Source organism: Ruegeria sp. G12 (assembly GCF_056533565.1).
In genome coordinates this window covers 81,659-104,069 of sequence record NZ_JBQFOO010000007.1, presented here as the reverse complement: position 1 = coordinate 104,069, position 22,411 = coordinate 81,659, and the positions used below count along the sequence as shown (strand labels likewise).

The following is a 22,411-nucleotide window of genomic DNA, read 5'->3' as shown; positions in this document are numbered from 1 at the left end:
AGTAGCTTTACCTCTCAGAGGAGTCGGCGCTTGCAGCTAAAAGCACTTTGTGAAGGCGCCGGAGGTTGGGCACCTGCGTCGAGGAACTTTCCGCCGGCGAGCTTTTTGAGATCGAAACCGGTCTGGTATCCGCTCGCTTTACTGATCTTGTCCAAAGCGCCACGCTGTTTCGGAACGTCAGTCAAGTTATTTCGTCAGAAGCCATGCTAGATGCGCTTTTGTCGGCATTCGACAAGAGAATGTTCTGAAGCTTTCTCTTTCACCAACGGACGTAAAGGTAAATACGGAAAGCAGGTGACCACGATTTCGATGTGCGGTTCTGGCCGCGGGGGTTGGCTGCCAAAGCTTCTTGAAACTTCTTGGTATTAAAGTTCCCATCATTGCCGACCATGGCTATCAAAAGCGGTTCGACAGGCCCGCGCGTTTGAACGATCCGCATTGTTTGTTGACATCCGCGTCGTGGCATCTCTGATGCCCGACGGATTGCGACTTAGAACCGAGGCTGGGTTTACCTCGGCCAGCCGCCCTCCGGATTATACGCGGATGGGGCCGATTTTCCGGAAAGCTGAGAAGATCATAGGGATCGGAGATCAAACCGCAGCGCTTTGGTCGGGTGACCGGCCCAGCACACCGGATTCGTTATCCACCATCGGTCCAACACCGCAAAACCCAAGGGTTTTTGTCGCGTCCGGTCATGGTCACATAAGCCTTATCCTTCCCGCCGTTACGGCAGAAATGACCCGCGCGTATATCTCGGGCACTTAGATCGGAAAAACCCGCCGCAGCAAATATCAACCAAGTTCCTAAGGCCCGATCGAATGCCGCAGTTTGATTGCCACTTCATAAAGCTCGCAACTCCGAGGATTCCGTCGCAAACTTAATGTCCACCTGTCAGACGACGCTTCGTTTTGGTAGTCCGTGCTCTGAATGACCGGAGCAGACGGTGACAATCTCGTGAAAGTTCGCGCATTCTCCAAAAGAAGTAATCTTGTACGTTTTTTCTTCTATCGTGGATACGGCGTATCATATCGGGCTTGTAGCAAATTGTAGCGGAAAGAGGCGTTGAACTCGGTCATGCACCTCCGAACCTGTGGGTGAGACTATTCGCTGGTCTAGTAGCTGATGCTTCGCCGTACAAATAGCGTCCCGCTGACCATTTATGGCACATGGATGGGACTTATGAGGAAGTGAAGGGTGAGTGGTTTTACCTTTATCCAGCCATCGACAAAAACGGCAAGACACTGGCTTTCATGCTATCTGAGCAACGGAATAAGGCCGCTGCGACGAGGTTCTTCGCGCGCGCTCTCGAGGTAAGCGGTTTGCCACGGAAGATTGTCGCCAAAAAAATGTTGCCAATGCGGCTGGCATCAAAGCCATCAACAAGATGCTCAAGAGCTTTGGTTGCCCGATCCTGATCGATATGGTCAGGCGGAAATACCTCGATACCATCATCGAGCAGGATCACCCTTTCATCAAACGACGGATCAGACTCATGCTGGGTTTCAAATCTCTCTCATCAGCCGCATCTGTCCAGGCAGGCATAGAACTGATCCGCAAAGTTCGATTCACGCCCGGAAACCGTCCGTTTCGCCAATTCGCGGAACTGGCTTCTTAGCCCATCCGTCCGGTGTGTTTTCTTCCGTCACCTAACACTTCGCAACAGAACCCGGCCAGTGCATACCCAGTCAGACCCGTTGACGCTGCGCATCCCGGACAAGCGCTGCAAGCCGATAAAACCCGTGGGCCATTTTGGTGTAGGGCGTCAGTAGAAAGAATGTCAGAACCGATCCGAGATGAATGGCGAGCAGAACTGGCATCAGCGGTGTTGAGCCGAGGGCAAAAAGGATAAGCCCGCTCAGCCCGACAAACCCAAGCAACAGGATGAAGCCGATCTCGCCGCCCCAGGCTGACGGATCGCCGAGATCGCGGTCGGATTTCTGCTTGAGATGCGCCATCGCACCACAACCCACTGTCAGAAGAAGACCGCCGGAAATCCCGAGCAGTTTGGGCAAGGACCAGAATCCGTAGGGCGCGTGCAGCCCAAAGCCGTAATGCAGAACAGTCGCCACCGAGGTCGAGGCAAAGCACAACAGGAAGCCGTACAGGATAGCCTGATGAATATGACGTCGGGCCTGACTGAACCGGTCTTCGTCCTCGAAGTTGCAGCCCTCGCCATGTCCGGCAGCCAGATCCTGCATCTTGCCCGCGCGTTTGCAGGCGGCCATCAGGTCGGAAATTTGGACGGGTTCGCCGCCGACCGCATGCCAATAGCGCCGTAGGCTGATGCCGATGCTGACCAGCGGCAGCAGGAAAGCGGGGGTGAAGATCGCTACCATCGCAGTGTGGGACAGGACGGCGTAGAAGCCCTCGCCCCCGCTCGATCCGATGGCGCGGATAGCCCAGAACATCAGGGCAAACCCGACCACCAGCGCCAGGGCGATGGCCCCGCCATGGGTATGAAACCGACGCGCCAGAGGCTGCGGCCAGGCAAAGCTTTCCCAACTGTCCCTGCGCACCTCGGCCAGCGCTTTGGGCAGGTTCAGGTCGAATTCGTGCGGGGCCGTGTATTGGCAAGCATAGTAGCACCCCCTGCAGTTGTGGCAGAGATTGGCCAGTTGGGTGATGTCTCCATCCGAGAATGCCCGCCGCGCATGCAGGGATGGAAAGACCGAGCAATAGCCCTCGCAATACCGGCAGGCGTTGCAAATCTCGGCCTGACGGCGGGCTTCCTGTATCAGTTCAGTTTGCATAAGCGGCGGCCTCACGTCCTGCGATGCGTCCGAAAACGGTTCCGATGGTCATGCCGAACCCGGCCAGATAGCCTTGGCCAAGGATCGACCCGGCCATGGTTTCCCCCGCCGCCCAGAGGTTTTTGATCTTGCCGCCCGGGGTCGAGCACTGGGCTGTGTCGTCGACCTTGAGCCCCAGATAGGTAAAGGTCACACCGGTACGCAGCGAGTAGCCGTAGAAGGGCGGCTCGGCGATCGGGCGGGCCCAGTTGGTTTTGGGCGGGGTCAGGCCCAAGGTGGCAACCCCGTCCAGTTCGGTCGGATGAAAGCCACTGGTGTCGCCGCAGGCTTGGTTGAAGTCACTGACGGTGGCCGTCAGCTTGTCGGCGGGCAGGCCCATCATCCCGGCGAGGTCTTCCAGCGTGTCCGCCCTGAGCGGTGGGAACACCGACGGCATGAACAGGTTCAGCGACTTGGCATCGATGATCACGTAGCCTACCTGTTCCGGCTGGCCCGCCACTAGGCGCCCCCAGATCGCGTAGCGTTTGGGCCAGACATCCTCGCCCTCGTCGTAGAATCGTTCCGCGTCCTTGTTGACGACGATAGAAAACGGCACGCAATCCAGGCGGGTGACGATGCCGCCATCGAATTTCGGCGCGCGCCCGTCGATGGCAACGGCGTGGCATTGGGTCGAGTCGCCGACGCTCTCGACCCCTTGATCCAGAAGGTCGGCCAGCACCACGCCGCGGTTGTAGGGGGTGCCCCGGATCAGGAAGTTCTTTGCGGGCTCACCCCACTCACGCGTCAGCCAATCGGTATCCGCCTGAAACCCGCCCGAGGCAACGATGACCGCTTTCGGCGTGATCCGGTGGGATTGCCCTTCATAGGTATAGTCCACCCACTCAATCAGATCGCCATTCAGCTCCAGATGCGTGACGGCAGCCTCATACAGCACATCCACGCCCAGACCCGCCGCCGTTCGGTAGTAGGCGTTTACCAAAGATTTCCCACCCCCCATGAAGAACGCGTTGGTGCGTGCCAAAGATAATGTGCCGGACAGCGAGGGCTGAAACCGAACTCCGTGCGCCTCCATCCATGGCAGGCATTCCTCGGACGTGCGGATCGCCAAACGGGCCAGATGCTCATCGGTTTTGCCGCCGGTTACCTTGAGCAGATCCGAGAGGTATTCGTCTTCGCTGTACTCTTCAATCAACGGACCCAGAGGGGCGCCGTGCATGCAGCGAAAGTTGCGGGTGTGGCGCGAGTTGCCCCCGCGATAGGGCTTCGGCGCCGTTTCAAGGATCAGAACGCGGGCACCGGCCTCAGCCGCGGTCATCGAGGCGCAGAGGGCTGCATTTCCGCCGCCGATCACAGCGATATCGTAAGCTTCCTTTTTGGGGGCCATGTCCTGTTTTACCTACCGAATTTAGCCTCAGCCGCTGGGCTAACGTGGGTTCGCAGCTGCGTTGCGTCCATTTGTATACATATGGATACATATCGAGTCAACACGGTCAAAACCCGACCCTACGGACGGGGCCGTTCCGGAGTTTCCCCACCATTTGACGCGGATCGTGCCTGTGACCTTCGTGGCGGCCCGTCTGACTATGCGCCGGTCCAAACCTCGGGATTGATCATGTGGATCGGCGCGCCATTGGCATAGGCGTTCACCTGATCAAAGATGTCGGCGAATTGCAGATCGAACTCGTCCTCGGTCACGAAACCGATATGCGGCGTCGCGATCAGGTTTGGGTGCGACAGCAGCGGATCGGTCGGATCAGTCAGCGGCTCGGTGTCGAACACGTCAATTGCCGCTTTGCCAGGGTGACCTGAATTGAGCGCCTCGAGCAAGGCACCCGGCGCAATCAGCCCGGCCCTTGAGGTATTCACGAACAGCGCACCCAGCTGCATCTGCGCGAAATCCGATACGGTGATGATCCCGCGCGTATCCGGTTTCAGGCGCACATGGACCGAGACCACATCGCTGTCCGAAAAGAATTCCTGACGGCTGGGTGCGACCTGCATACCGTCGGCCTGCGCCCGCGCCCGGCCGTCCTCCGACGACCACCAGGCCACTTTCATCCCAAACGCGTCGGCAAAGCCCGCAACCGCGCGGGCGATGCGGCCATAGCCGTAAAGCCCCAGCTGCCGCCCACGCAGGGTCTTGCCGACCCCGGCCTGCCAGCGCCCCGCCTTGACAGAGGCCATTTGCCCCGGCAAATCGCGCATCCCGGCTATGATCAGCGCCCAGGTCAACTCGGCCGCCGCGTAGGACGGAGTGCCTGCATGCATGTTAGAGCACAACAGCACGCCTTGATCCGAACAGGCTTTTACGTCCACATGAGGATAAACACTACGCTGGCTGATCAGTTTCAGATGGGGCAGTTTCTCAAGCAACTCTCGCGTCACTTTGGTACGCTCCCGAAACAAAACGACCGCCTCGGCCTCCTGCAACCGTAGGGCCAGCTTGTCAGTGTCTTCGACGTGATCGGTCCAGACCGTCACCTCGTGCTCGGCAAGCTTCGCAAAGCACGGCAAACCGCGCAGCGTGTCGAACCAGTCATCCAGAATGTGAACTTTCATCGGCTTTCGATACTCCGCCCGGGGGCCAGGTTTCGGGGTGTCGGAACAAAATTTGGCGCTTCAAGGGCCGCCAGCGCGCTGCGAACCCGTTCGCTTTGATCCAGCAGGTGATTGAACTGCACGTCGCACCCCGCAATCGGTGTCGGGTACCGCGCCATGTCCCGCCGCAGCGCGGCCTGTGCCAGCCTGAGCTCCTGCCGGGCGATGTCGAGGCATTCAGAATAGTCTGTCATAGAGGCTCCCTTTTGTATACCTTAGTATACCGAAATGACGGAGGCCAATCAACTCCCGTTCCAGACGCTGTTTGGGACATAGATATGCCCGTCGGCCAGCTTGCGCGCGGTGCGTATCAGACCGGCGGAGTTCAGCGAAAACCCCTCGTCGGTCGAGAAATCCACCAAAACGTCGATGGTTCCCGACGCATGTTCGAGAACCACCTGCGCCGGTCGCACGTTCCCCCGGTTCAGCAGCCCGTCCGCGACAGTTCCGGGCGTCAGGGCGCAAGAGGCCATGCATTGCGCTCCGGTGACAGCCATCGTGGGATGCGTTTTCCAAGGCATGAAATACCTCACGGCAATGGTTCCTCCTTCCCGAGCGGGCGCAAGCAGCCCGAACTTGGGCGTCACCGACTGAGAGACATCGCCCATGCCCATCAACCGCCCTGCTTCGATCCGAATGGCCTCCATCCGGTCAAAGAAGGCGCGGTTGGCATCCAGTTCTTCCGCGCTTTCATACCCGGTCAGGCCAAAATCGGACGCCCGCGCAATGGCCATCGGCATGGCGACATCCATGCAGGTCAGTTCAATCCCCTGAACAGTGTTGCGCAGATGTCCGGTGGGCAGAAAGGCCCCGGTCGATGAGCCGACAACCCCCATGAAGCTCAATTGCACCGGCGCGGCGTGCCCAGGAACACCGGCGATTTCGGCGTCCCCGTCATAGGTCAACTCACCGCCCGGCGTCTGCACCTGGGCGACAACCTGCGCGCCTGTGTTGACGGCGCGGATGCGGATTTCGGTCTGATCCCCATTGGGCCGGGTCAAACCCATCTCGATTGCAGCGGGACCAACCCCGGACAGGATGTTGCCGCAGGTCGGTTTGAAATCCACCAGCTTCTCCTCGACCGAGACCTGGGCGAAGAAATAGTCGATATCGGCCCAGTCATCGTCACTGACCGACAGCATGGCCACCTTGGTCGTCACCGCCGCGCCGCCGCCGATCCCGTCGATGTTCAGCGGGTGACCGGCCCCAACCGCGGCGATCAGGACGTCGGCCAGAACCTCCTGATCCTCGGGAAGGTCGGACTTGCGAAAATAAGGCCCACGCGAGGTGCCGCCGCGCATGAAGATGTAGGGGATTGCGGTTTGTTTCACGGCGCGGCTCATTTCAGCGGCCACGGCAGATCCACCATGTCCTGCAACAGACCCGGTGGGAAGTCGCGGTTCAGTGCGCCCGCCATCAGGCACATGAAGCCGATGCCGCAGGCGGTCAGGATCAGGGTCATCTGCCAACTGGCCCCCGCTCGGATACGGAAGAAGGCGATCAGAAAGCCCAGCAGCGCGAGGATGAAGCCCACGACCCATGTGGCTGCGATCAGGCTCGCGAACCAGGCCAGCGTGGACCACAGACCGTGGGGCGCACTGGCGTCTTCACCGGAGATTTCCTTGTCGGCAAAGATCGCATCGCCCTCGGGCCGCCGCATCATCTGGATCAGAAGGATCACGCAGCAGAACAGGGAAACGCTGCCGATCACCAGCGGGATGACTTTGTCGGTCATGTTGTAGTCGGGAATCATGTTGGCGTTGACCAAAGCGACGATCAGATAGGCCATGATGACCAGCAGGAAGACCAGCGGCGCGCGTTTGTGCCCGGCCTGTACATCACCTTCGGCCATGATCATCTTGGCCTGACGAATGCCCAGAATGACCGACGCCACAGTGACGACGATCAGCACGATAACGATGGGGCTGAAGACATATTCCATCCCCTCGCCAAAGCTTTTGCGGAACCGGAATGAGGCGATCTGGAACGCCTGATTGGTGAACTTCTCAACCGGGTTCGACAGCACGAACCCGATCAGGAAGGCCGGGCGCGACCAGTCGAAGCGGCGCAGGAAGATGCCGATCAGGCCAATCACGAACAGGGCCAGCAGGTCTTCGAAGTTCTGACCGGACTGGAAGGCGGCAAAGCTGATCAGCATGAACAGGAACGGGGCCAAATAGGTGAAGCGGATCGTCGTCAGCTTGGCGATCCCGCCCGAGGCCGCGATGCACAGGATGGTGCCCACGACGTTAGCGAGAGCCAGCAGCCAAACGATGGAATAGGTGATGTCGAGGTTGTCCTTGAGCATACTCGGGCCGACCTCGATATCGCCGGAGCCCAGCAGCGCCACCGCGCCGATGAAGATCGCCATCGAGCCGGAACCGGGGATGCCGAACAGCAGGGTCGGCACCAGCCCGCCCCCCTCTTTGGCGTTGTTCGAGCTTTCCGGGCCGATCACGCCACGCACTTCACCCTTGCCGAAATTGCTTTTGTCCTTGGTCGATTGCACCGAATGGCCATAGGCGATCCAGTCGACAACCGAGCCGCCGAGCCCGGGAATGACGCCCACAACCACGCCGATGATCGAACAGCGGACCGACAGCCAGATATTGGTGAACCAGTCTTTGACGCCATCCAACCATCCGGCCCCAAGCGACGCCCCTTTGGCAATCGACCGATCCTGCCGCAGCAGCGAGACGATCTCGGGCACCGCAAAGATGCCCAGACCGACGATGACCAGTTTCAGACCGTCCGTCAGATAGGGAATGTCGTAGGTCGCCATCCGCAGCGATCCGCCTGCATCCGCCTCACCAATCGTGCCGACCATCAGGCCGAGACCGGCGGCGGCGACGCCTTTCAAGGGGATACGCCCGGCCAGAATCGCGACCATCGACAAGCCGAGAATGGTGATCATCAACATCTCGGGCAGGCCGAAGGCCAGAACGATGGGGCGTGCGACCAGAATGAACATGGTCAGGAAGGTCGCGCCCACCAGACCGCCGAATAGCGACGAGGAAAAGGCCGCCGACAGCGCGCGGGCGGCCTCGCCCTTTTTTGCCATGGGGAAGCCGTCCAGCACCGTCGCTTGCGAGGCGGAACTGCCGGGAATGCCCATAAGAACGGAGGCGAAGGTGTCCGAGGTGGGCACAACGGCAACCATCCCGATCATCAGCGCCAGACCAAGGATCGGGTCCATCCCGAACATGAAAGGCAGCAACAGGGACAGACCGGCGATACCGCCCAGCCCCGGAAAGACGCCCACGGCCAGCCCCATAACGACGCCGAGAACAAGGTAGCCCAGAACGATAGGTTGCAGGATCAGACCCCACGCGTCGCTGAGCGCAGGTAGAGCGGTGGCGAAAACCTCCATAGCGGCCGCCTTTCATTGTTTGTCTTGTGTGCAGAAAAGCGCGCGCCCTTTGTCTGGGGCACGCGCTGCGGCGTGTCGGCTTAGTTCAGCTCGACGCCGTAAGCCTCTTTCAGCCAGTTCAGGACATATTGCTTGGCATTGTCGTCCACATTGGTCGCCGTCTGCAGCGCCGATTTGGACCCATCGCCAACAAACACCGGATATTTGCCCACACGTTTCGAGGAGATGTCAGCAAAGTCCCCACGCTCGGTCACGGCCTGGAAGGCGGCGGTGTAGGCATCAACGACCTCAGGCGGCGTGTCACCGGGCAGGAAGGCCAGTTTCTGCACCGGGAAGCCTGCAACGAAAAAGGCTTTCCATGCATCCCATGCCTCACCACTGGTTTCGCAGCCATCGGTGGCTTCGCAGACCTCTTTGAAGGTCGGGATATCCGGGAAGGTCGGGTCGCGCACGATGTTGCCATCGGCATCCAGTGCACCCCAGGTCATCATCGGCACGGCCTGTCCGGCCTCGACCAGCGGGGCCGCGCCGCCCAGATAGCCCGAGGAGGTCTGATAGTCGATATTGGCCTCACCGCGTTCAAACATCAGTCGACCGTCGCCACGGCCCTTGATGCCAAAGACCGGTTCCACATTCATACCCAGCATTTGCCAGGCCAGCAGCGGAACAAGGTCCAGACGGGTCGCGCCCTGCGAGCCGTAGATGAAATTGGTGTCTTTCAGCGCATTGGCCGAGCCATCGAACTTGGCCCCGTCCTCGGCGTTCAGATAGGCGACACCGCCAGTGCCCGACGCCATGACCGGGATCCAGTCGTTATATTCATAACGCACGCGCGGATCGCTCAGCAGATAGGGGAACTGGGTCGAACCGGAGGTGCCGAACAGCAAGGTGCCATCGTCGTGCTCCTGCTCCTGAAACCAGTTTGCGCCTTTGGTCGAACCGGCACCGGGCATGAACTTGACGACCACGGTCGGTTGCCCCGGCAGCGCCTCGGACAGAAGCGGGGCGAAGAAGTTGGCCCATTTGGCCGACCCACCCGTTTCCGAGAATGGGATGACCCATTCGATGGTCTTGCCCGAGAAATCGACCTCGGCGGCGGCAGGCGCTGCAAGACCGGCGGCGGCGATCAGCCCCACGACAGCGCGGCGGGTGAAATTGGAAATGGTCATTGGTTCCTCCCTGTTGACCAGACAACCACGCGAGCGCCCTCCGCGCTACCGTGATCGCAAATAGAACTGTGGGGTTGATTCCCCCTCCCATCTGGCAATCATGGAACGCCAACCTTGCGTGAAACTTGCAGGAGAGCGGATGCGGATCGTCATCGTCGAGGATAATGAGCCCCTCGCCAACGCCATCGCCTACCGTCTGCGCGACCGGGGCCACGCCGCGGATGTGCTGACAGACGGCGACGCAGCGCATCTGTATCTGCAGCAGGAAGGCGCGGATCTGATCGTTCTGGATATCAACCTGCCGGGCCGGTCTGGGCTGGAGATTCTGCAATCCCTTCGCAACCGGGGCGACGGCGCGCCCGTGATCCTGCTGACCGCACGGACCGAAACCAGCGACCGGGTGTCCGGGCTGGACATGGGGGCCGATGATTATCTGGTCAAACCCTTCGAGATGGACGAGCTTGAAGCGCGCATCCGGGCGCTGTCGCGCCGCAAACAGCTTGATTACGGCGCGCGCGAGCAGATCGGTAATCTGGAATTCGACCGGACCGCGCGTCAGGTCAGCGTACAAGGCGAGGTCTTGGATATTCCGCGCCGGGAAATGGCTGTGCTTGAATGCCTGTTGGAGCGTCGGGGAAGGATCGTTCCGAAAAACCAGCTGACCGACTATGTCTACGGTGTCGGCGCAGATGTGGAACCCTCCGCCGTCGAACCGCATGTGTCGCGGCTGCGCAAGCGACTGCAGGAACTGGGCATCCGGATTAAAACCGCCCGGGGCCTTGGGTATCTGCTTGAGGTAGAACAGTGATCCATCTCGGCTCACTCCGGCTCAGGCTGTTTGTTCTGATCCTGACCCCGCTCGTTTTGCTCGCGATCCTGCTGGGGCTGTGGCGCTTCACGGTCGCCCAACAGACAGCGCAGGAGCTCTTTGACGACAGTCTGCTCTCAGCCGGGCTTGCGATTTCCCGCGATGTGGCTGTTTCCGATGGCGATGCCCTGTCGCCGACCACGCGCAGTCTGATCCGAGATGCGTCGGGCGGAGAGATATTTTACCACGTGACCGGACCCGGCGGTATCTATGTGACGGGGTATGCCTATCCTCCGGCCTCCGCGGACCCCTCGGAACAGAACGCGTACCAGCCGCAGTTCTTTGAAGCGGTGTATCGGGGCGAGCCGGTGCGCGTTTTGAAAATGACGGAACGAGTCACACAAGAAAATTTACTGGGTGACGCGACAGTCACGGCTTGGCAGCGCATCGCGGACCGCAACGCCTTTGCCAATGAACTGTCACTGCGCGCCGCGATCCTGATGGGTATCCTGCTGGCCACCCTCGCGATTGTCGTCTGGTTCGGCGTCGCGCGCGGTCTGCGGCCATTGCTGGATTTGCAAGACGCAATCGACCTACGCTCACCCGACGATTTGAGTGAGATCAGACGACCGGTTCCCTCCGAGGCACAAGGCATCGTCAAAACCCTGAACCGGCTGTTCGGTCAGGTGGAACGCAGCATCACCGCGCATCAAACCTTCATATCCGAAGCCGCCCACCAACTCCGCAATCCAGCAGCGGCGGTTCAATCCATGGCCGAGGCTCTTCGGGACGCAAAAACCGACGCGGACAGGGACAGGCGCCTCGCCGATCTGGTGATCGCGGCCAAAGGGTCTGCGAATGTCGCAGAGCAATTGCTGTCTCTCGAACGTCTGCGGAACCCAACACATCTGGACAAGATCGAAGAGTTCGATTTTCGGGACATCGTCGAAGACGTCTGCACCGACATGGGCGTGCACTTTCTTGCTAAAGGTATCGAGTTTGAACTCAGCATGCCGAATGAGGGAATACCGGTTTCCGGAGACAGGATCTTTCTGAGCGAGGCCATCAAGAACCTTCTCGACAACGCGCTTAGGCATGGCGGCAAGGATCTGAGCGAAGTGTCGGTCACCGTGGCACGCAGGAATGACACGGTCGCTTTGACTGTGGCCGACGATGGCAAGGGCCTGTCCCCCGAACACAGCGAAACGGCCTTTGGACGATTTTCGCAACTGGAGCCATCCGACGGAAGCGGGTTGGGATTGTCGATCGTGTCGGGCGTCGCGCAACGCCACGGGGGCCAGATTTCCATCAATCGGGCCGAACAGGGGGCAAGCCTTACGCTTCAACTACCGGTGCTTTCATAGATTACGTCCGGAGTTTACGATAAAAACCCCGCACTTTTGCTATCGGGGGCTCTGTACGTATCCCACGAATGACCGTTTAGCGGACTGATGTTGATCGAAGGGAGATTAAAATATGAAGGTAAGTCACCTCATCTTTCTGGCGTCCCTGACCTGCGTCTGTGGGGCCTCCCTCGCGTTAGCCGATCTGACAGACCTGCCGGTACTTGAAACACCAGTCCCGCGAACAACAAATGGCGTGCCGCATATTCAGATCGATGTAGAGCCGGTACCGGAGATATCAGAGGCCCTGCTGAAAAAGGTGTCGAATCTACCCGGCGTTGAGATCCGGCAAACGGTCGTATCCCTGCCGGGGGCTCTGGGCTTTTGGATCACCGAAAACACCGAACTGGCGCGACCCGAGGTTATTGTGGGTGGTCGTGAGTTCGCCCACTTGCACCCAGATGGCAGTCTGCATGCGTCGCTGTCCCCGGCGCTTGCGCAGGAGGCAACTGAAAAGGGTTGGGCCGTCAGCCACCCATGGGCGGATCAAAGACCGGGTTGGGGTGGTTTTGTCATGATTTTTACACCGGTCAACACGGATGAGCTGGAAGTTGTGTTCAATCTGGTCGAGGCGTCATACAAGTTTGTGACGGGTCTGGGTTCATCATCAAACTGAAGTGATCATCGGCGCTGAAATAGTGGCCTTATCCAGCGAACGGGTGGTGTCAGAAAGATTCGGCTGCCAAGTGGTTGCTGATCGTAGAAATCTGACCGCCCAATCGGGCAGAACTAATGTGACATCATCAGTTTGATGCGCGTCAGCAGGATCGGTGTCAGATACATAGGGATTTGATAGCAGCCCACAAAAACCAGCAATGGGGCTGCGGCCTCGTCCGACAGAACGATCAGGAATAGGGCGATATTGCGGTTGCCTGCGTAGATTGCCGTTGGAATAGCCATGCCCAGCCGCGCCGCGCTCGACAAGAACAAGGTCAAAGCGACCAGTGCAAAGTTGATTGCAAGTGCTGCCACCAACCACATTAGCATCGCCAATGGATCGGTACGGACAAGCGGGCCGATTGCGCTCATCAATCCGATCACCACGATACCCAGTAACAGGGCAGAACACCCGTCCAACATTTCCAGGGCCCTTGGCTTTCCCAACTCGGGAAACAGGTGCCGTGTGGCAAAGCCCAGCCCGACAGACAAAAGGATCGCTGCAAGAAGACCAAGGGACAGGCTGATCCCGCTTTGCACGCCACCTCCGGCAGGATCGAGGATTAGAAAAACCGGCAAAGCGGTCAGGGGAAACAGCCCTGTTCCCATAACCAAAAGCCGCATCCCCGGAGCGGGGTCCTGACCCATCATAATGGCGAAGTTCGGTGCCCCCGTAAGCGAGGGCGCGGCAAGCATCAAACAGACAGCCACGGCCAAGGGAAACTGCAACAGGCCCGCCGCTGCAAGCACAAGAATTACGATCAGCGGCAGCAGGGTCTGCAACACCCCGATCCGCAGCAACGTCGGCATCAGGTCACCGCGCAAACCAAATGCCTGACGCGCGCCCACGCGGATCCCGGTCACCAGCAGCAGGATTGCCACCAAAACCCCGATCCACGGGCGCAAAAACTCGGCAAGGTCGGGCGCCAGCAACCCGGCGATCAAGCCGGCGATCAGGCAGTATCGACCCTGCCGCCCAAGCCAGCTGAGCACGGCACCCACCTGTCAGGGGGCCTGACGCATGTTTTCGGGTAACCACATTGCAATGTCCGGGAACCAGATCAGAACAAAGCACATCAGCACCATGATCATGAACATCGGGAAAGCGGCGCGGGTGATATATCCCATTTCGTGTTCAGTCATGCCTTGCAGAACGAACAGGTTAAAACCGATGGGCGGCGTGATTTGCGCCATTTCGACCACAACGACGACAAAGATGCCGAACCAGATCAGGTCGATGCCCGCTTCACGCACCATCGGCTCGACCACGGCCATCGTCAGCACCACCGATGAAATGCCATCCAAAAACATCCCCAGCACGATGTAGAACACCATAAGGATCATCAACAGCTCGAACCGCGACAATTCCATCGAGGCAATTCCGTCGGCCAATGCACGCGGCAGACCGGTAAAGCCCATTGCCAGCTTCAAAAACGCGGCCCCGGCCAGGATCAAAGCGATCATCGCCGATGTCCGTGTCGCACCCATCAGGCTTTCGGTGAACGTGGTCCAGTTCAACGAACGCTGGCTTGCAGCCAGAACGAGGGACCCGATGACCCCGATGGCCGCAGCCTCGGTCGCGGTGGCCAGGCCCGCATACATCGATCCGATCACCACAAAGATCAGACACATGACCGGAATCAGAAAGCGCGAGTTCTTCAGCTTGTCGCCGAAGCTCATGAACGTTTCCTGTTTTGGGTTCCAGGACCCTGAGAACCATGAATACAGCGCCACATAACCCATGAACATCAGCGCAAGGCACAAGCCTGGAAACACGCCCGCAAAGAACAGTTGCGTGATGCTTTCATTCACGGTGACACCGTAGACGATCAGCGCAAGTGACGGCGGGATCATCAAGCCCAGCGTTGCCGCCCCGGCCAATGTGCCGATCACGATCCGCTCGGGGTAGTTGCGGGCGCGCAGTTCCGGGATCGACATCTTGCCCACCGTGGTCAGCGTCGCTGCCGACGACCCCGACACAGCCGCAAATACCGTGCATCCGACGATATTGGTGTGCACCAACCCGCCGGGCAAGCGCGCCATCCAGGGGGACAAGCCGCGAAACATGTCCTCGGACAACCGTGTTCGGAACAGGATCTCTCCCATCCAGATGAACAGGGGCAGCGCGGTCAGGGTCCAGCTGGAGGACGAGGCCCAGATCGTGGTGATCATAGTGTCACCGACGGGGCGGGTCGTGAACAGTTCCATCCCCACCCAGGCCACGCCCATCAGGGCCAGCCCAACCCAGACCCCGGTGCCCAACAACAGGAACAGGACAAACAGGAACAGGGTGATTGCATAGATTTCTTCCATCACGCTACTCCCCAAAACTCTGATCGACGAGATCGCGCTGAATGCGGTGATCCCCGCGGAAGATGACATGGATCAGATGATCGGTCAGCGAGATCGCCAGAATGCCACCCCCAAGCACCATGACCGATTGCGGTATCCACAATGGCGTCGCGTCCTGAGCCTGGCTCAATTCATTGAATTTCCACGACCAGTAGGTGAACCAGTAGGCGTAATATACGAAATACCACATCACGGCTGCCGCTATGGCGAAACACCAGATTTCCATCACCCGGCGAACCCCTTGCGGGACCGCGTTCAGCAGGATCGACACCCGGATATGCGCGCCCCGGTTCAGCGCGTTGGCAAAGGCGAAGAAGCTGGCTGCGGCCATCGCATAGCCAGCGTAATTCGCGGCTCCGGGGAAGATCTCTCCGGTCCAGCGGGCCACCATTTGCGCGACGATTAGCAAAAGGATGGCGATCAGGCACAGTGCCGCCAGAACACCGGCTGCCAGATACAGAAAATCAAGAAAGCGGCGCAGGCCGCGCAAGGCACCCGTCATAGGTCAGTCTCCGGGGCTGATAACGCCCGGGCCAGCACATGCAGCCCGGGCAATCGCACTTATTGCGCCGCGTTATAGGCGTCGAGGATGGCCGTGCCTGTATCGCCCGCAGCCTCCAGCCACTCGGCCGTCATGGTTTCACCCACACCGCGCAGATCGGACATCAGCTGCTCACCCGCGGGGGCAACGCTCATGCCGCCTTCGGCCAGTCCGGCAAGGGTAAAGCCGGTGTATTCCTTGGCGCGCCATGTGCCCGCGTATTCGGCCAGCTCTGCGCACGCCTTGATCACGTTCTTGTTCTGATCCGATACGCCGTTCCAGACATCGTTGTTGATCAGCATGTAGTTGCGGGGCAACCACGCATCGACGGAGTAGAAGTGGCTCAGGCTTTCCCAGACCTTGCGGTCGTATCCGGTGGCCCCGGATGACACCATCGACTCCGCCACGCCGGTGGCAAAGGCCTGGCTGATCTCGGCCGCCTCAATAGACACGGGAAGCATCTTGGTCAGTTCGGCCATTCGGGCCGTTGCATTGTTGTAGGACCGGAATTTCAGGCCTTCCATATCGGCGACGGAATTCACTTCCTTGTTGAAATACAGGCCCTGTGGAGGCCAGGGCACGGAATAGAGCATAGTCATGTTCTGCTCGGCCAGCAGGTCTTGCACATGCGGCAAAGCTGCCTCGTAAAGCTTTTCATGCTCGTCAAATGAGGACACCAGAAATGGCACGGAATCCCAGCCGAAGATGGCGCTTTCGTTCTGGTGGCCGGACAGCAGTCGTTCGCCAATCGGCACCTGACCTGTTTGCACTGCCCGTTTGATGTCAGCCCCGGCATAAAGCGAACCGGATGGATGGGTTGTAATCTCGATCTCGCCACCAGTTCCGGTGGTCACGCATTTTGCGAACTCTGCCCCCGTTACCGAGTGAAAGTTGGACCCGGAATAGGCCATAGGCAAATCCCATTTTTCTTGCGCAGCCGCAGGTACGGCCAGCAATGTTGCCGTGGCAATCGTCGCACATGTCGTCGTGATTTTTGTCATTTTCCTCTCCCTGATGGTCAAATCCGCGCGGTCCTATGCAAAACGCATGGGATCAAATGCGCCAATGTCAGTGTTGACAGGTTGGCCCGCGACCAGACCCGCCACGATCCTTCCTGTTTTCGGGGCACCGGTCAATCCAATGTGATGATGTCCAAAGGCGGCGAACACGCCCGTGTCACGTACCTCACCAATCAAAGGCAGGCTATCTGATGGCGCAGGCCTGTGCCCGAGCCACGGCACTTCTTGCTTGTAAACCAGATTGGGAAAGGCCGCCTTTGCCTGCCGTCGCAGCAGGTTCAGCGCCGCATCCGAAGGGCCCGCGTCGAGCCCGCCAAACTCAACAACGCCAGCGCAGCGCAGCCCTGCGGCCATTGGCGTGGCCACGAATTTACCGCTTGCCACCATGATGGGGTGGGACGGTCCACCCGCTGAGTCTTCGAATACGATGTGATAGCCGCGCTCGGTCTCGATCGGGATGTTGAGACCCAATTTCCGCATCAGCGGTTTGGACCAGACGCCGGTTGCCAGAATGACCTGATCGCAAACCTGCCGTCCGTTTGAGGTGATAACGGCGGCCACCTTGCCGTCCGTCATTTCGAAATCTTTGATTTCGGCCTGTTGGATCGTGCCACCCGAGGCTTGGAAAACGGCGGCCAAGGCTTTTACGTAGCCGCCGGGATCACGGACATAGGCATGATCGATCATGGTTGCCAGCAGCCCGACCGAAGGCGACAGGTTCGGCTCAAATGCGCGCAGGTCATCGCCTTGCCTGAGGACAGGTTCGAACCCTGCCTCGCGCCGCAAACCCCATGTGTAGCTGTCTGCCTCGAAGGCCGCCCGGTCTGCGTAGGCAAAGGAATAATCGCTGTCTTGCACCCAATCCGCCGCGCTTGTGTCGGCAACAAGCGACTTGTGTTGGTCGACACTGTCGGCAACGATCGTGGTTAACCCGCTGGAAATCCGACGCGTGTCAGGGTCATTGGCCGTGCCCAGATACTTGATCAGCCAGGGCAAAAGCTTCGGGAAATACCCCCATTTCATGAACAAAGGAAAGTCCGGGTTCATCAACATCCCCGGTGCCTTGCGCACCAGCCCCGGTGCCGTCACAGGGGCCACCGAGCAGGCGGCGATCACCCCGGCATTGCCCCGGGACGTCCCTTCGCCCGGGGGCAGACGGTCAATGATCGTCACCTCGGCATCGGTAAAGCGGCGCAGCCAGATACCGGCTGATACACCGACAATTCCTGCACCCGCGATGATGATCCGATTTGGAATGACCCCGTCCTTCGCTTATCTGTATACAGATCAATGCACAGCATTGCGTTCAAAGCAAGCCTTGCGTACGCTGCTTGTGACTCTATGGGAAAAACCGATGTGACTCTCACCCTTTCCAACGCCGAAGACACAGTCAGCGCGGTTTACGCGCAATTGCGCGTCATGGCGGCTTCGTTTGCCTTCAAACCCGGTGAACGGATCAACGAATCCGCGCTGTCCCGTGACCTCGGGGCCAGTCGCACGCCCCTGCGCGAGGCACTGAACCGTCTGGTGGCCGAGGGGTTCGTGGATTTCCACGCCGGGCGCGGATTCTTTTGCAGGGCGCTGTCCGATCAGCGGATTACGCACCTGTATCAGGCCCGCATGGCAATCGAGTGTGAAATCGCGCGCCAGGCCGCCCACAACGCCAGTCCGGACGATGTGCAGGGCATCAGCGCCGCCCTTGACGATACAGCCAGCGAATACGCCTCGTGCACGGACCCCTTGCGCCTGTTGGAGTTGGACGAGGCGTTTCACATGAGCCTTGCGCAGCTTTCGGGCAACCCGGAACTCATTCGCATGCTGGCGACCATCTATGACAAGATCCGCTTTGTGCGCGCCGCGGATCTGCGCAGTTTGCAGGCCGCCGGGCGAACCACAACGGAACGGCACCGCGTGATTCTGGAACTGGTGCGCAAGGGGGATGCGGACGGGTCGGCTGCGGCCATGCGCCAACATATCGAAAACCGCGCACAGCATGCCTCCAAGGCCGTGCGCCTGGCTTTCGCGGACCTCTACGCCCCGCAGGAGACCCTTCGATGACAACGCATGGCGGCAAAACCGTGTATGGTGCCTCGGTCGGCATCCTGATGCTGAACACCCGTTTCCCGCGAATACCGGGCGATATCGGCAACGCAGCCACATGGCCCTTCCCCGTGCAGTACAAGGTTGTTACTGCCGCCACGCCCGACAACGTTGTGCGTGGCGATGCTACACCGCTGCTGGACGCGTTCATCGACGCAGGCCGCGAGTTGGTGGGATTGGGTTGCGACGGCATTGCCACGAATTGCGGCTTTCTCGTCCCGTTTCAGACCGAGATGTCCCGCGCACTTGGTGTACCCGTTGCATCGTCCTCGCTGCTACAGGCACCGCTTATCCGCCAGACTTTGCCCGCCGATCAGGAACTGGGCATCCTCACGATATCTTCGGAAACCCTGACCACCGCTCATCTGGACGCTGCGGGCATTCCCGAAGGCACGCCCATTGCCGGTACCGGCTCAGGCTCGCACTTTACCACGCAGGTGCTGGGTGATGCCGCGCAGATCGACTTTGATCAGGCCCGCGCCGACAATATCCGCGCCGCCCAGCGATTGGTGTCGGATCACCCGAACATCGGGGCCATCCTGCTGGAATGCACCAACATGGTTCCCTATGCGGCCGACATTCGTCGAGCCACGGGCCGTCCGGTCTTTTCCATCTACACCTATCTGTTGTGGTTCCAATCTGGCCTTTTGCCGCGCCGTTTCCCGCCCCATCTTGATGACATCCCGCAGGCGCAGCCATGAGCGACCACCGCATTACGGAGCTGCGCGTACACTGTGTTCACATCCCGGCACAAGCCGTTCATTCTCATGGCTCGGGAGATGTCGGCGGGATCAACGCCGCCCTGTGCGAGTTGACCACAGACACCGGTCTGACCGGTTGGGGCGAGGCCTCTCCGTGGCCCGTGTTCACCGGCACGGTCGAGGCGAATGCCGCTGCGCTGCATGTGCATCTGCGCCCTCATGTCATCGGTCAGGACCCGTGTCAGGTTGAACCGGTCATGGCACAGGCGGATCGCGTTCTGGTCGGCCATCCAGAGGCCAAAGCCGCCCTTGAATGCGCGCTGTTGGACCTTACCGGCCAAATCACGTGCCTACCGATCGCCGAGCTTGTGGGTGGCAGGCACCGCAGCGAAATCCCCCTCAGCTTTTCGGTCGCAAACCCAGATTTCGACGCCGACCTTAAGGACATTGCGCGGTTGTGGGCCGACGGTGTGCGAATCTTCAAGCTCAAGACCGGGTTTGCAGATCACGCCTTCGATCTCATGCGCCTTGAAAAGCTGCGCGATACCTATGGGGACGCCATAGGTCTGCGGATCGACTACAATCAGGGGCTTCCGGCCTATGATGCCATTCGCCATATCCGCGACCTCGAAGCGTTTCACCCGGACTTTGTCGAGCAGCCGGTGCGTATGCATGAGCGCGATGCCCTGGCCGAGATCACGCGCGCGGTCGATGTCCCCATCATGGCGGATGAGGCTGTTTTCAACGTTCAACAGGCATTGCAGGGTGCCGGCTCCCGGATTGCAAATATCTTCTCGCTGAAAACCGCCAAATCCGGTGGCATCCGGCGCTGTATCGAAATCGCCGCCATTGCCCGCGCCGCGGGCATCGAGGTGTATGGCGGCTGCATGTTCGAGACCTCCGTCGCCCATATGGCAGGCGGGCATCTGATGGCGGCCATTCCCGATCTGACACTGGGATGTGAGTTCTACATGTCCACCTACTATGCCGAGGCCGATATCGCCCAAACGCCTTTCCCGGTCCGCAACGGCCATGTGCAGGTTCCGGCAACGCCGGGCCTTGGTATCGCCCTGGACCCCGATACGTTGGCGCGCTACCGCACCCAACTTCTGAAGGACACGTAAATGGCCGAGCTGACACGAATGAACGGCGCGCAGGTTTTGCTTAATATGCTGGAACTGCATGGGGTCACGCATGTGTTCGGTTTGCCGGGTGAAACCACGATCGGCTGGTACAAGGAATGGCGGGCCCATTCGAATATCGAGTTCGTCCTGACCCGAGACGAACGCACGGCCTCGTACGCGGCAGAGGCCTATGCCAAGGTCACCGGCAAACCCGCCGTATTGGAAGCGCCAAGCCCCGGTGTCACCCATTGCACCCCCGGGATCACCGAAGCCTTCCTGAGCTCGGTTCCGGTCATTTTCTTCTCGTCCGACATCCCGATCAATCAGGACAAAAGGCACGGGCTGACAGGGGTCGATCAGACGGCCCTTTATGACAGCATCTGCAAGGAATCCTTTGTGATCACCAATGTCCGCGAAATTCCGTTCCTGCTTCGCCGCGCCTTTCGCGTTGCAACCTCCGGTCGCCCGGCGCCTGTGCATATCCGGGTGCCAATCAACATCTTCGGGGAAGAGGCCGATATCGCCGATCTGTATGCCGAACCGGAATACAGCGCCTATCCGGCACACCGCCCGGTCGCAGACCACAGCAAGGTGCGCGCTGCCATAGAGGCGCTGCTATCTGCAAAGAAGCCCGCAATTGTGTGCGGTCAGGGTGGCCTGATATCGAAGGCAACCGACGTCATTCTGGAACTCGCCGAGTTTCTGCAAATCCCCGTGGGGACGACGACGCCCGGCAAGGGGACGATCCCTGAGGATCACCCGCTGGCCTTGCGGGTGGTCGGGGCGCGGGGTGGCATGGAATATGCGAACCGGTACGTCCACGATGCCGATCTGATCTTCTTCATCGGAACGAATACCGACAGCGCCGCGACAGATCACTGGAAGCTGTACGGTGATCCGCAAGACAAAACCTTCCTGCATCTCGATATTGCCGAAGCGCATATCGGCAACAATTTTCCCGTCAAGATTGGCCTTGCCGGTGATGCGCGCGCCACCCTTGCTTACATGATCGAAGTTCTGAAATCCGAACATGCCACCGTAACCCGGCCACGCATTGACCTGACACAGGTGAAACGAACCGCACTGGACAAGGTTTTTAACGCAAACATCCCGATGCCGGCGGGAACGATATCGCCCGTAAAACTGTCACAGGCGCTTGACCGGATCATGCCAGCCGACGCCATAGTCACGTCTGAGCCGGGCGTCAGTGCGATTTATCCGTCTGCCCTGCTGACCTTTCGCGAGGCAGGCCGCCGTTACATCACCAACTACTCAATGGGCGCGTTGGGCTATGCCATACCCGCAGGCCTTGGCGCGTCTTACGCGACTGACGGCCCGATCATCTCATTGACCGGTGACGGATCGATCGGGTTTGTACTTGGGGATATGGAAACCATAAAGCGGTCGGGGAAGAATGTGACCATCATCCTCAACCGCAATGACAGTTTCGGGTGGATTCGGGGCGAGGCCATACTTCTTGACGATGTGGATGCGCCGTGGACAACGGATTTCGGCGCAGTGGACTATCTGAAAGTGGCCGAAGGCTTCGGCTTTGAAACCGCCCGCATCACGTCCGGGGACGAAATCGAGCCGATCCTGGCACAGGCAATTTCCAACCCCGGTGCCAATTTCATCGAGATGATGGTTCCTACCCAGGACAAAATCGTGCCCTTCGTCCCCAATTGGGTGCGGGCAGCGAAGGACAAGAACCTCCCGTATTTCTGTTAATGGGTAAGCGGTTTCTCCGGATATGAAGGTTTAGACGCCACCACTGGCCTCGATGTGCCATTGTGGGTTTGCAACAACCTAAATGGAGGCG

Annotated in this window: 20 protein-coding genes and 1 pseudogene; 9 read left to right on the top strand and 12 right to left on the bottom strand. The window is 59.6% G+C overall.

The features are described 5' to 3' along the window. Nucleotides 1-459: 459 nt before the first annotated feature. The gene (locus ACR0JN_RS16125; protein ID WP_480887096.1) at nt 460-765 is read left to right on the top strand and encodes an FAD-dependent oxidoreductase; all 306 of its coding nucleotides are present in this window, start codon (nt 460-462) and stop codon (nt 763-765) included. A gap of 220 nt (nt 766-985) precedes the next feature. Beyond that, nucleotides 986-1,615, top strand: a pseudogene (locus ACR0JN_RS16120) (IS6 family transposase). A gap of 70 nt (nt 1,616-1,685) precedes the next feature. Here the strand turns inward: ACR0JN_RS16120 and tcuB are convergent. From tcuB to ACR0JN_RS16085, 7 genes are all read right to left on the bottom strand, one after another. After that, nucleotides 1,686-2,750 carry a tricarballylate utilization 4Fe-4S protein TcuB gene (gene tcuB / locus ACR0JN_RS16115; protein WP_480887095.1) on the bottom strand — a complete coding sequence of 355 codons (1,065 nt, stop codon included), beginning with the start codon at nt 2,748-2,750 and terminating at the stop codon, nt 1,686-1,688. Further along, on the bottom strand, nt 2,740-4,134 hold the full coding sequence (gene tcuA, locus ACR0JN_RS16110; RefSeq protein ID WP_480887094.1) for an FAD-dependent tricarballylate dehydrogenase TcuA: 1,395 nt from the start codon (nt 4,132-4,134) through the stop codon (nt 2,740-2,742). Before tcuA ends, tcuB begins: the two co-directional genes overlap by 11 nt. A 197-nt stretch (nt 4,135-4,331) precedes the next feature. Next, nucleotides 4,332-5,309 (bottom strand): D-2-hydroxyacid dehydrogenase family protein, encoded by a 978-nt coding sequence (locus tag ACR0JN_RS16105; protein WP_480887093.1) that lies wholly within the window; start codon nt 5,307-5,309, stop codon nt 4,332-4,334. Beyond that, nucleotides 5,306-5,542 carry a hypothetical protein gene (locus ACR0JN_RS16100; RefSeq protein ID WP_480887089.1) on the bottom strand — a complete coding sequence of 79 codons (237 nt, stop codon included), beginning with the start codon at nt 5,540-5,542 and terminating at the stop codon, nt 5,306-5,308. The genes ACR0JN_RS16105 and ACR0JN_RS16100 overlap by 4 nt, the downstream gene beginning before the upstream one ends. A 48-nt stretch (nt 5,543-5,590) precedes the next feature. Next, nucleotides 5,591-6,679: a 4-oxalomesaconate tautomerase gene (locus ACR0JN_RS16095; RefSeq protein ID WP_480887086.1), complete on the bottom strand. Its 1,089-nt coding sequence runs from the start codon at nt 6,677-6,679 to the stop codon at nt 5,591-5,593. An 8-nt stretch (nt 6,680-6,687) separates the two neighbouring features. Further along, nucleotides 6,688-8,718, bottom strand: coding sequence for a tripartite tricarboxylate transporter permease (locus tag ACR0JN_RS16090; protein WP_480887085.1), 2,031 nt, complete (start codon nt 8,716-8,718; stop codon nt 6,688-6,690). Between the two features lie 80 nt (nt 8,719-8,798). After that, complete coding sequence (locus tag ACR0JN_RS16085) at nt 8,799-9,887, bottom strand: tricarboxylate transporter (protein ID WP_480887083.1); 1,089 nt, start codon at nt 9,885-9,887, stop codon at nt 8,799-8,801. 139 nt (nt 9,888-10,026) lie between these two features. Here ACR0JN_RS16085 and ACR0JN_RS16080 point away from each other — a divergent pair, with 139 nt between their 5' ends. From ACR0JN_RS16080 to ACR0JN_RS16070, 3 genes are all read left to right on the top strand, one after another. Beyond that, complete coding sequence (locus ACR0JN_RS16080; RefSeq protein ID WP_480887081.1) at nt 10,027-10,695, top strand: response regulator transcription factor; 669 nt, start codon at nt 10,027-10,029, stop codon at nt 10,693-10,695. Then, nucleotides 10,692-12,059: a sensor histidine kinase gene (locus ACR0JN_RS16075; protein WP_480887079.1), complete on the top strand. Its 1,368-nt coding sequence runs from the start codon at nt 10,692-10,694 to the stop codon at nt 12,057-12,059. Before ACR0JN_RS16080 ends, ACR0JN_RS16075 begins: the two co-directional genes overlap by 4 nt. A gap of 112 nt (nt 12,060-12,171) precedes the next feature. Next, on the top strand, nt 12,172-12,714 hold the full coding sequence (locus ACR0JN_RS16070; protein WP_480887077.1) for a luciferase domain-containing protein: 543 nt from the start codon (nt 12,172-12,174) through the stop codon (nt 12,712-12,714). A gap of 113 nt (nt 12,715-12,827) precedes the next feature. Here ACR0JN_RS16070 and ACR0JN_RS16065 read toward each other — a convergent pair whose 3' ends face one another. Genes ACR0JN_RS16065 through ACR0JN_RS16045 form a run of 5 tightly spaced genes read right to left on the bottom strand, consistent with a single transcriptional unit; the run spans nt 12,828 to nt 17,924 of the window. Then, the gene (locus ACR0JN_RS16065) at nt 12,828-13,748 is read right to left on the bottom strand and encodes a hypothetical protein (protein ID WP_480887076.1); all 921 of its coding nucleotides are present in this window, start codon (nt 13,746-13,748) and stop codon (nt 12,828-12,830) included. Between the two features lie 12 nt (nt 13,749-13,760). Beyond that, nucleotides 13,761-15,068, bottom strand: coding sequence for a TRAP transporter large permease (locus ACR0JN_RS16060; RefSeq protein ID WP_480816335.1), 1,308 nt, complete (start codon nt 15,066-15,068; stop codon nt 13,761-13,763). Nucleotides 15,069-15,072: 4 nt separating this feature from the next. Then, the gene (locus ACR0JN_RS16055; RefSeq protein WP_480816334.1) at nt 15,073-15,609 is read right to left on the bottom strand and encodes a TRAP transporter small permease; all 537 of its coding nucleotides are present in this window, start codon (nt 15,607-15,609) and stop codon (nt 15,073-15,075) included. Nucleotides 15,610-15,668: 59 nt separating this feature from the next. Beyond that, the gene (locus ACR0JN_RS16050) at nt 15,669-16,649 is read right to left on the bottom strand and encodes a TRAP transporter substrate-binding protein (protein WP_480887075.1); all 981 of its coding nucleotides are present in this window, start codon (nt 16,647-16,649) and stop codon (nt 15,669-15,671) included. Between the two features lie 33 nt (nt 16,650-16,682). Continuing rightward, the gene (locus ACR0JN_RS16045) at nt 16,683-17,924 is read right to left on the bottom strand and encodes an NAD(P)/FAD-dependent oxidoreductase (protein ID WP_480887408.1); all 1,242 of its coding nucleotides are present in this window, start codon (nt 17,922-17,924) and stop codon (nt 16,683-16,685) included. 99 nt (nt 17,925-18,023) lie between these two features. On the opposite strand from ACR0JN_RS16045, the gene ACR0JN_RS16040 reads away from it, so the two are divergent. From ACR0JN_RS16040 to ACR0JN_RS16025, 4 genes are read left to right on the top strand one after another with little or no spacing between them, the layout of a single operon-like run. After that, nucleotides 18,024-18,725: a GntR family transcriptional regulator gene (locus ACR0JN_RS16040; RefSeq protein ID WP_480887073.1), complete on the top strand. Its 702-nt coding sequence runs from the start codon at nt 18,024-18,026 to the stop codon at nt 18,723-18,725. Then, on the top strand, nt 18,722-19,468 hold the full coding sequence (locus ACR0JN_RS16035) for an aspartate/glutamate racemase family protein (protein ID WP_480887071.1): 747 nt from the start codon (nt 18,722-18,724) through the stop codon (nt 19,466-19,468). The genes ACR0JN_RS16040 and ACR0JN_RS16035 overlap by 4 nt, the downstream gene beginning before the upstream one ends. After that, a complete protein-coding gene (locus ACR0JN_RS16030; protein WP_480887069.1) occupies nt 19,465-20,592 on the top strand; it encodes an enolase C-terminal domain-like protein in 1,128 nt (375 codons plus the stop codon). The genes ACR0JN_RS16035 and ACR0JN_RS16030 overlap by 4 nt, the downstream gene beginning before the upstream one ends. Then, a complete protein-coding gene (locus ACR0JN_RS16025) occupies nt 20,593-22,320 on the top strand; it encodes a thiamine pyrophosphate-binding protein (protein WP_480887067.1) in 1,728 nt (575 codons plus the stop codon). The last annotated feature ends 91 nt before the right edge of the window (nt 22,321-22,411 follow it).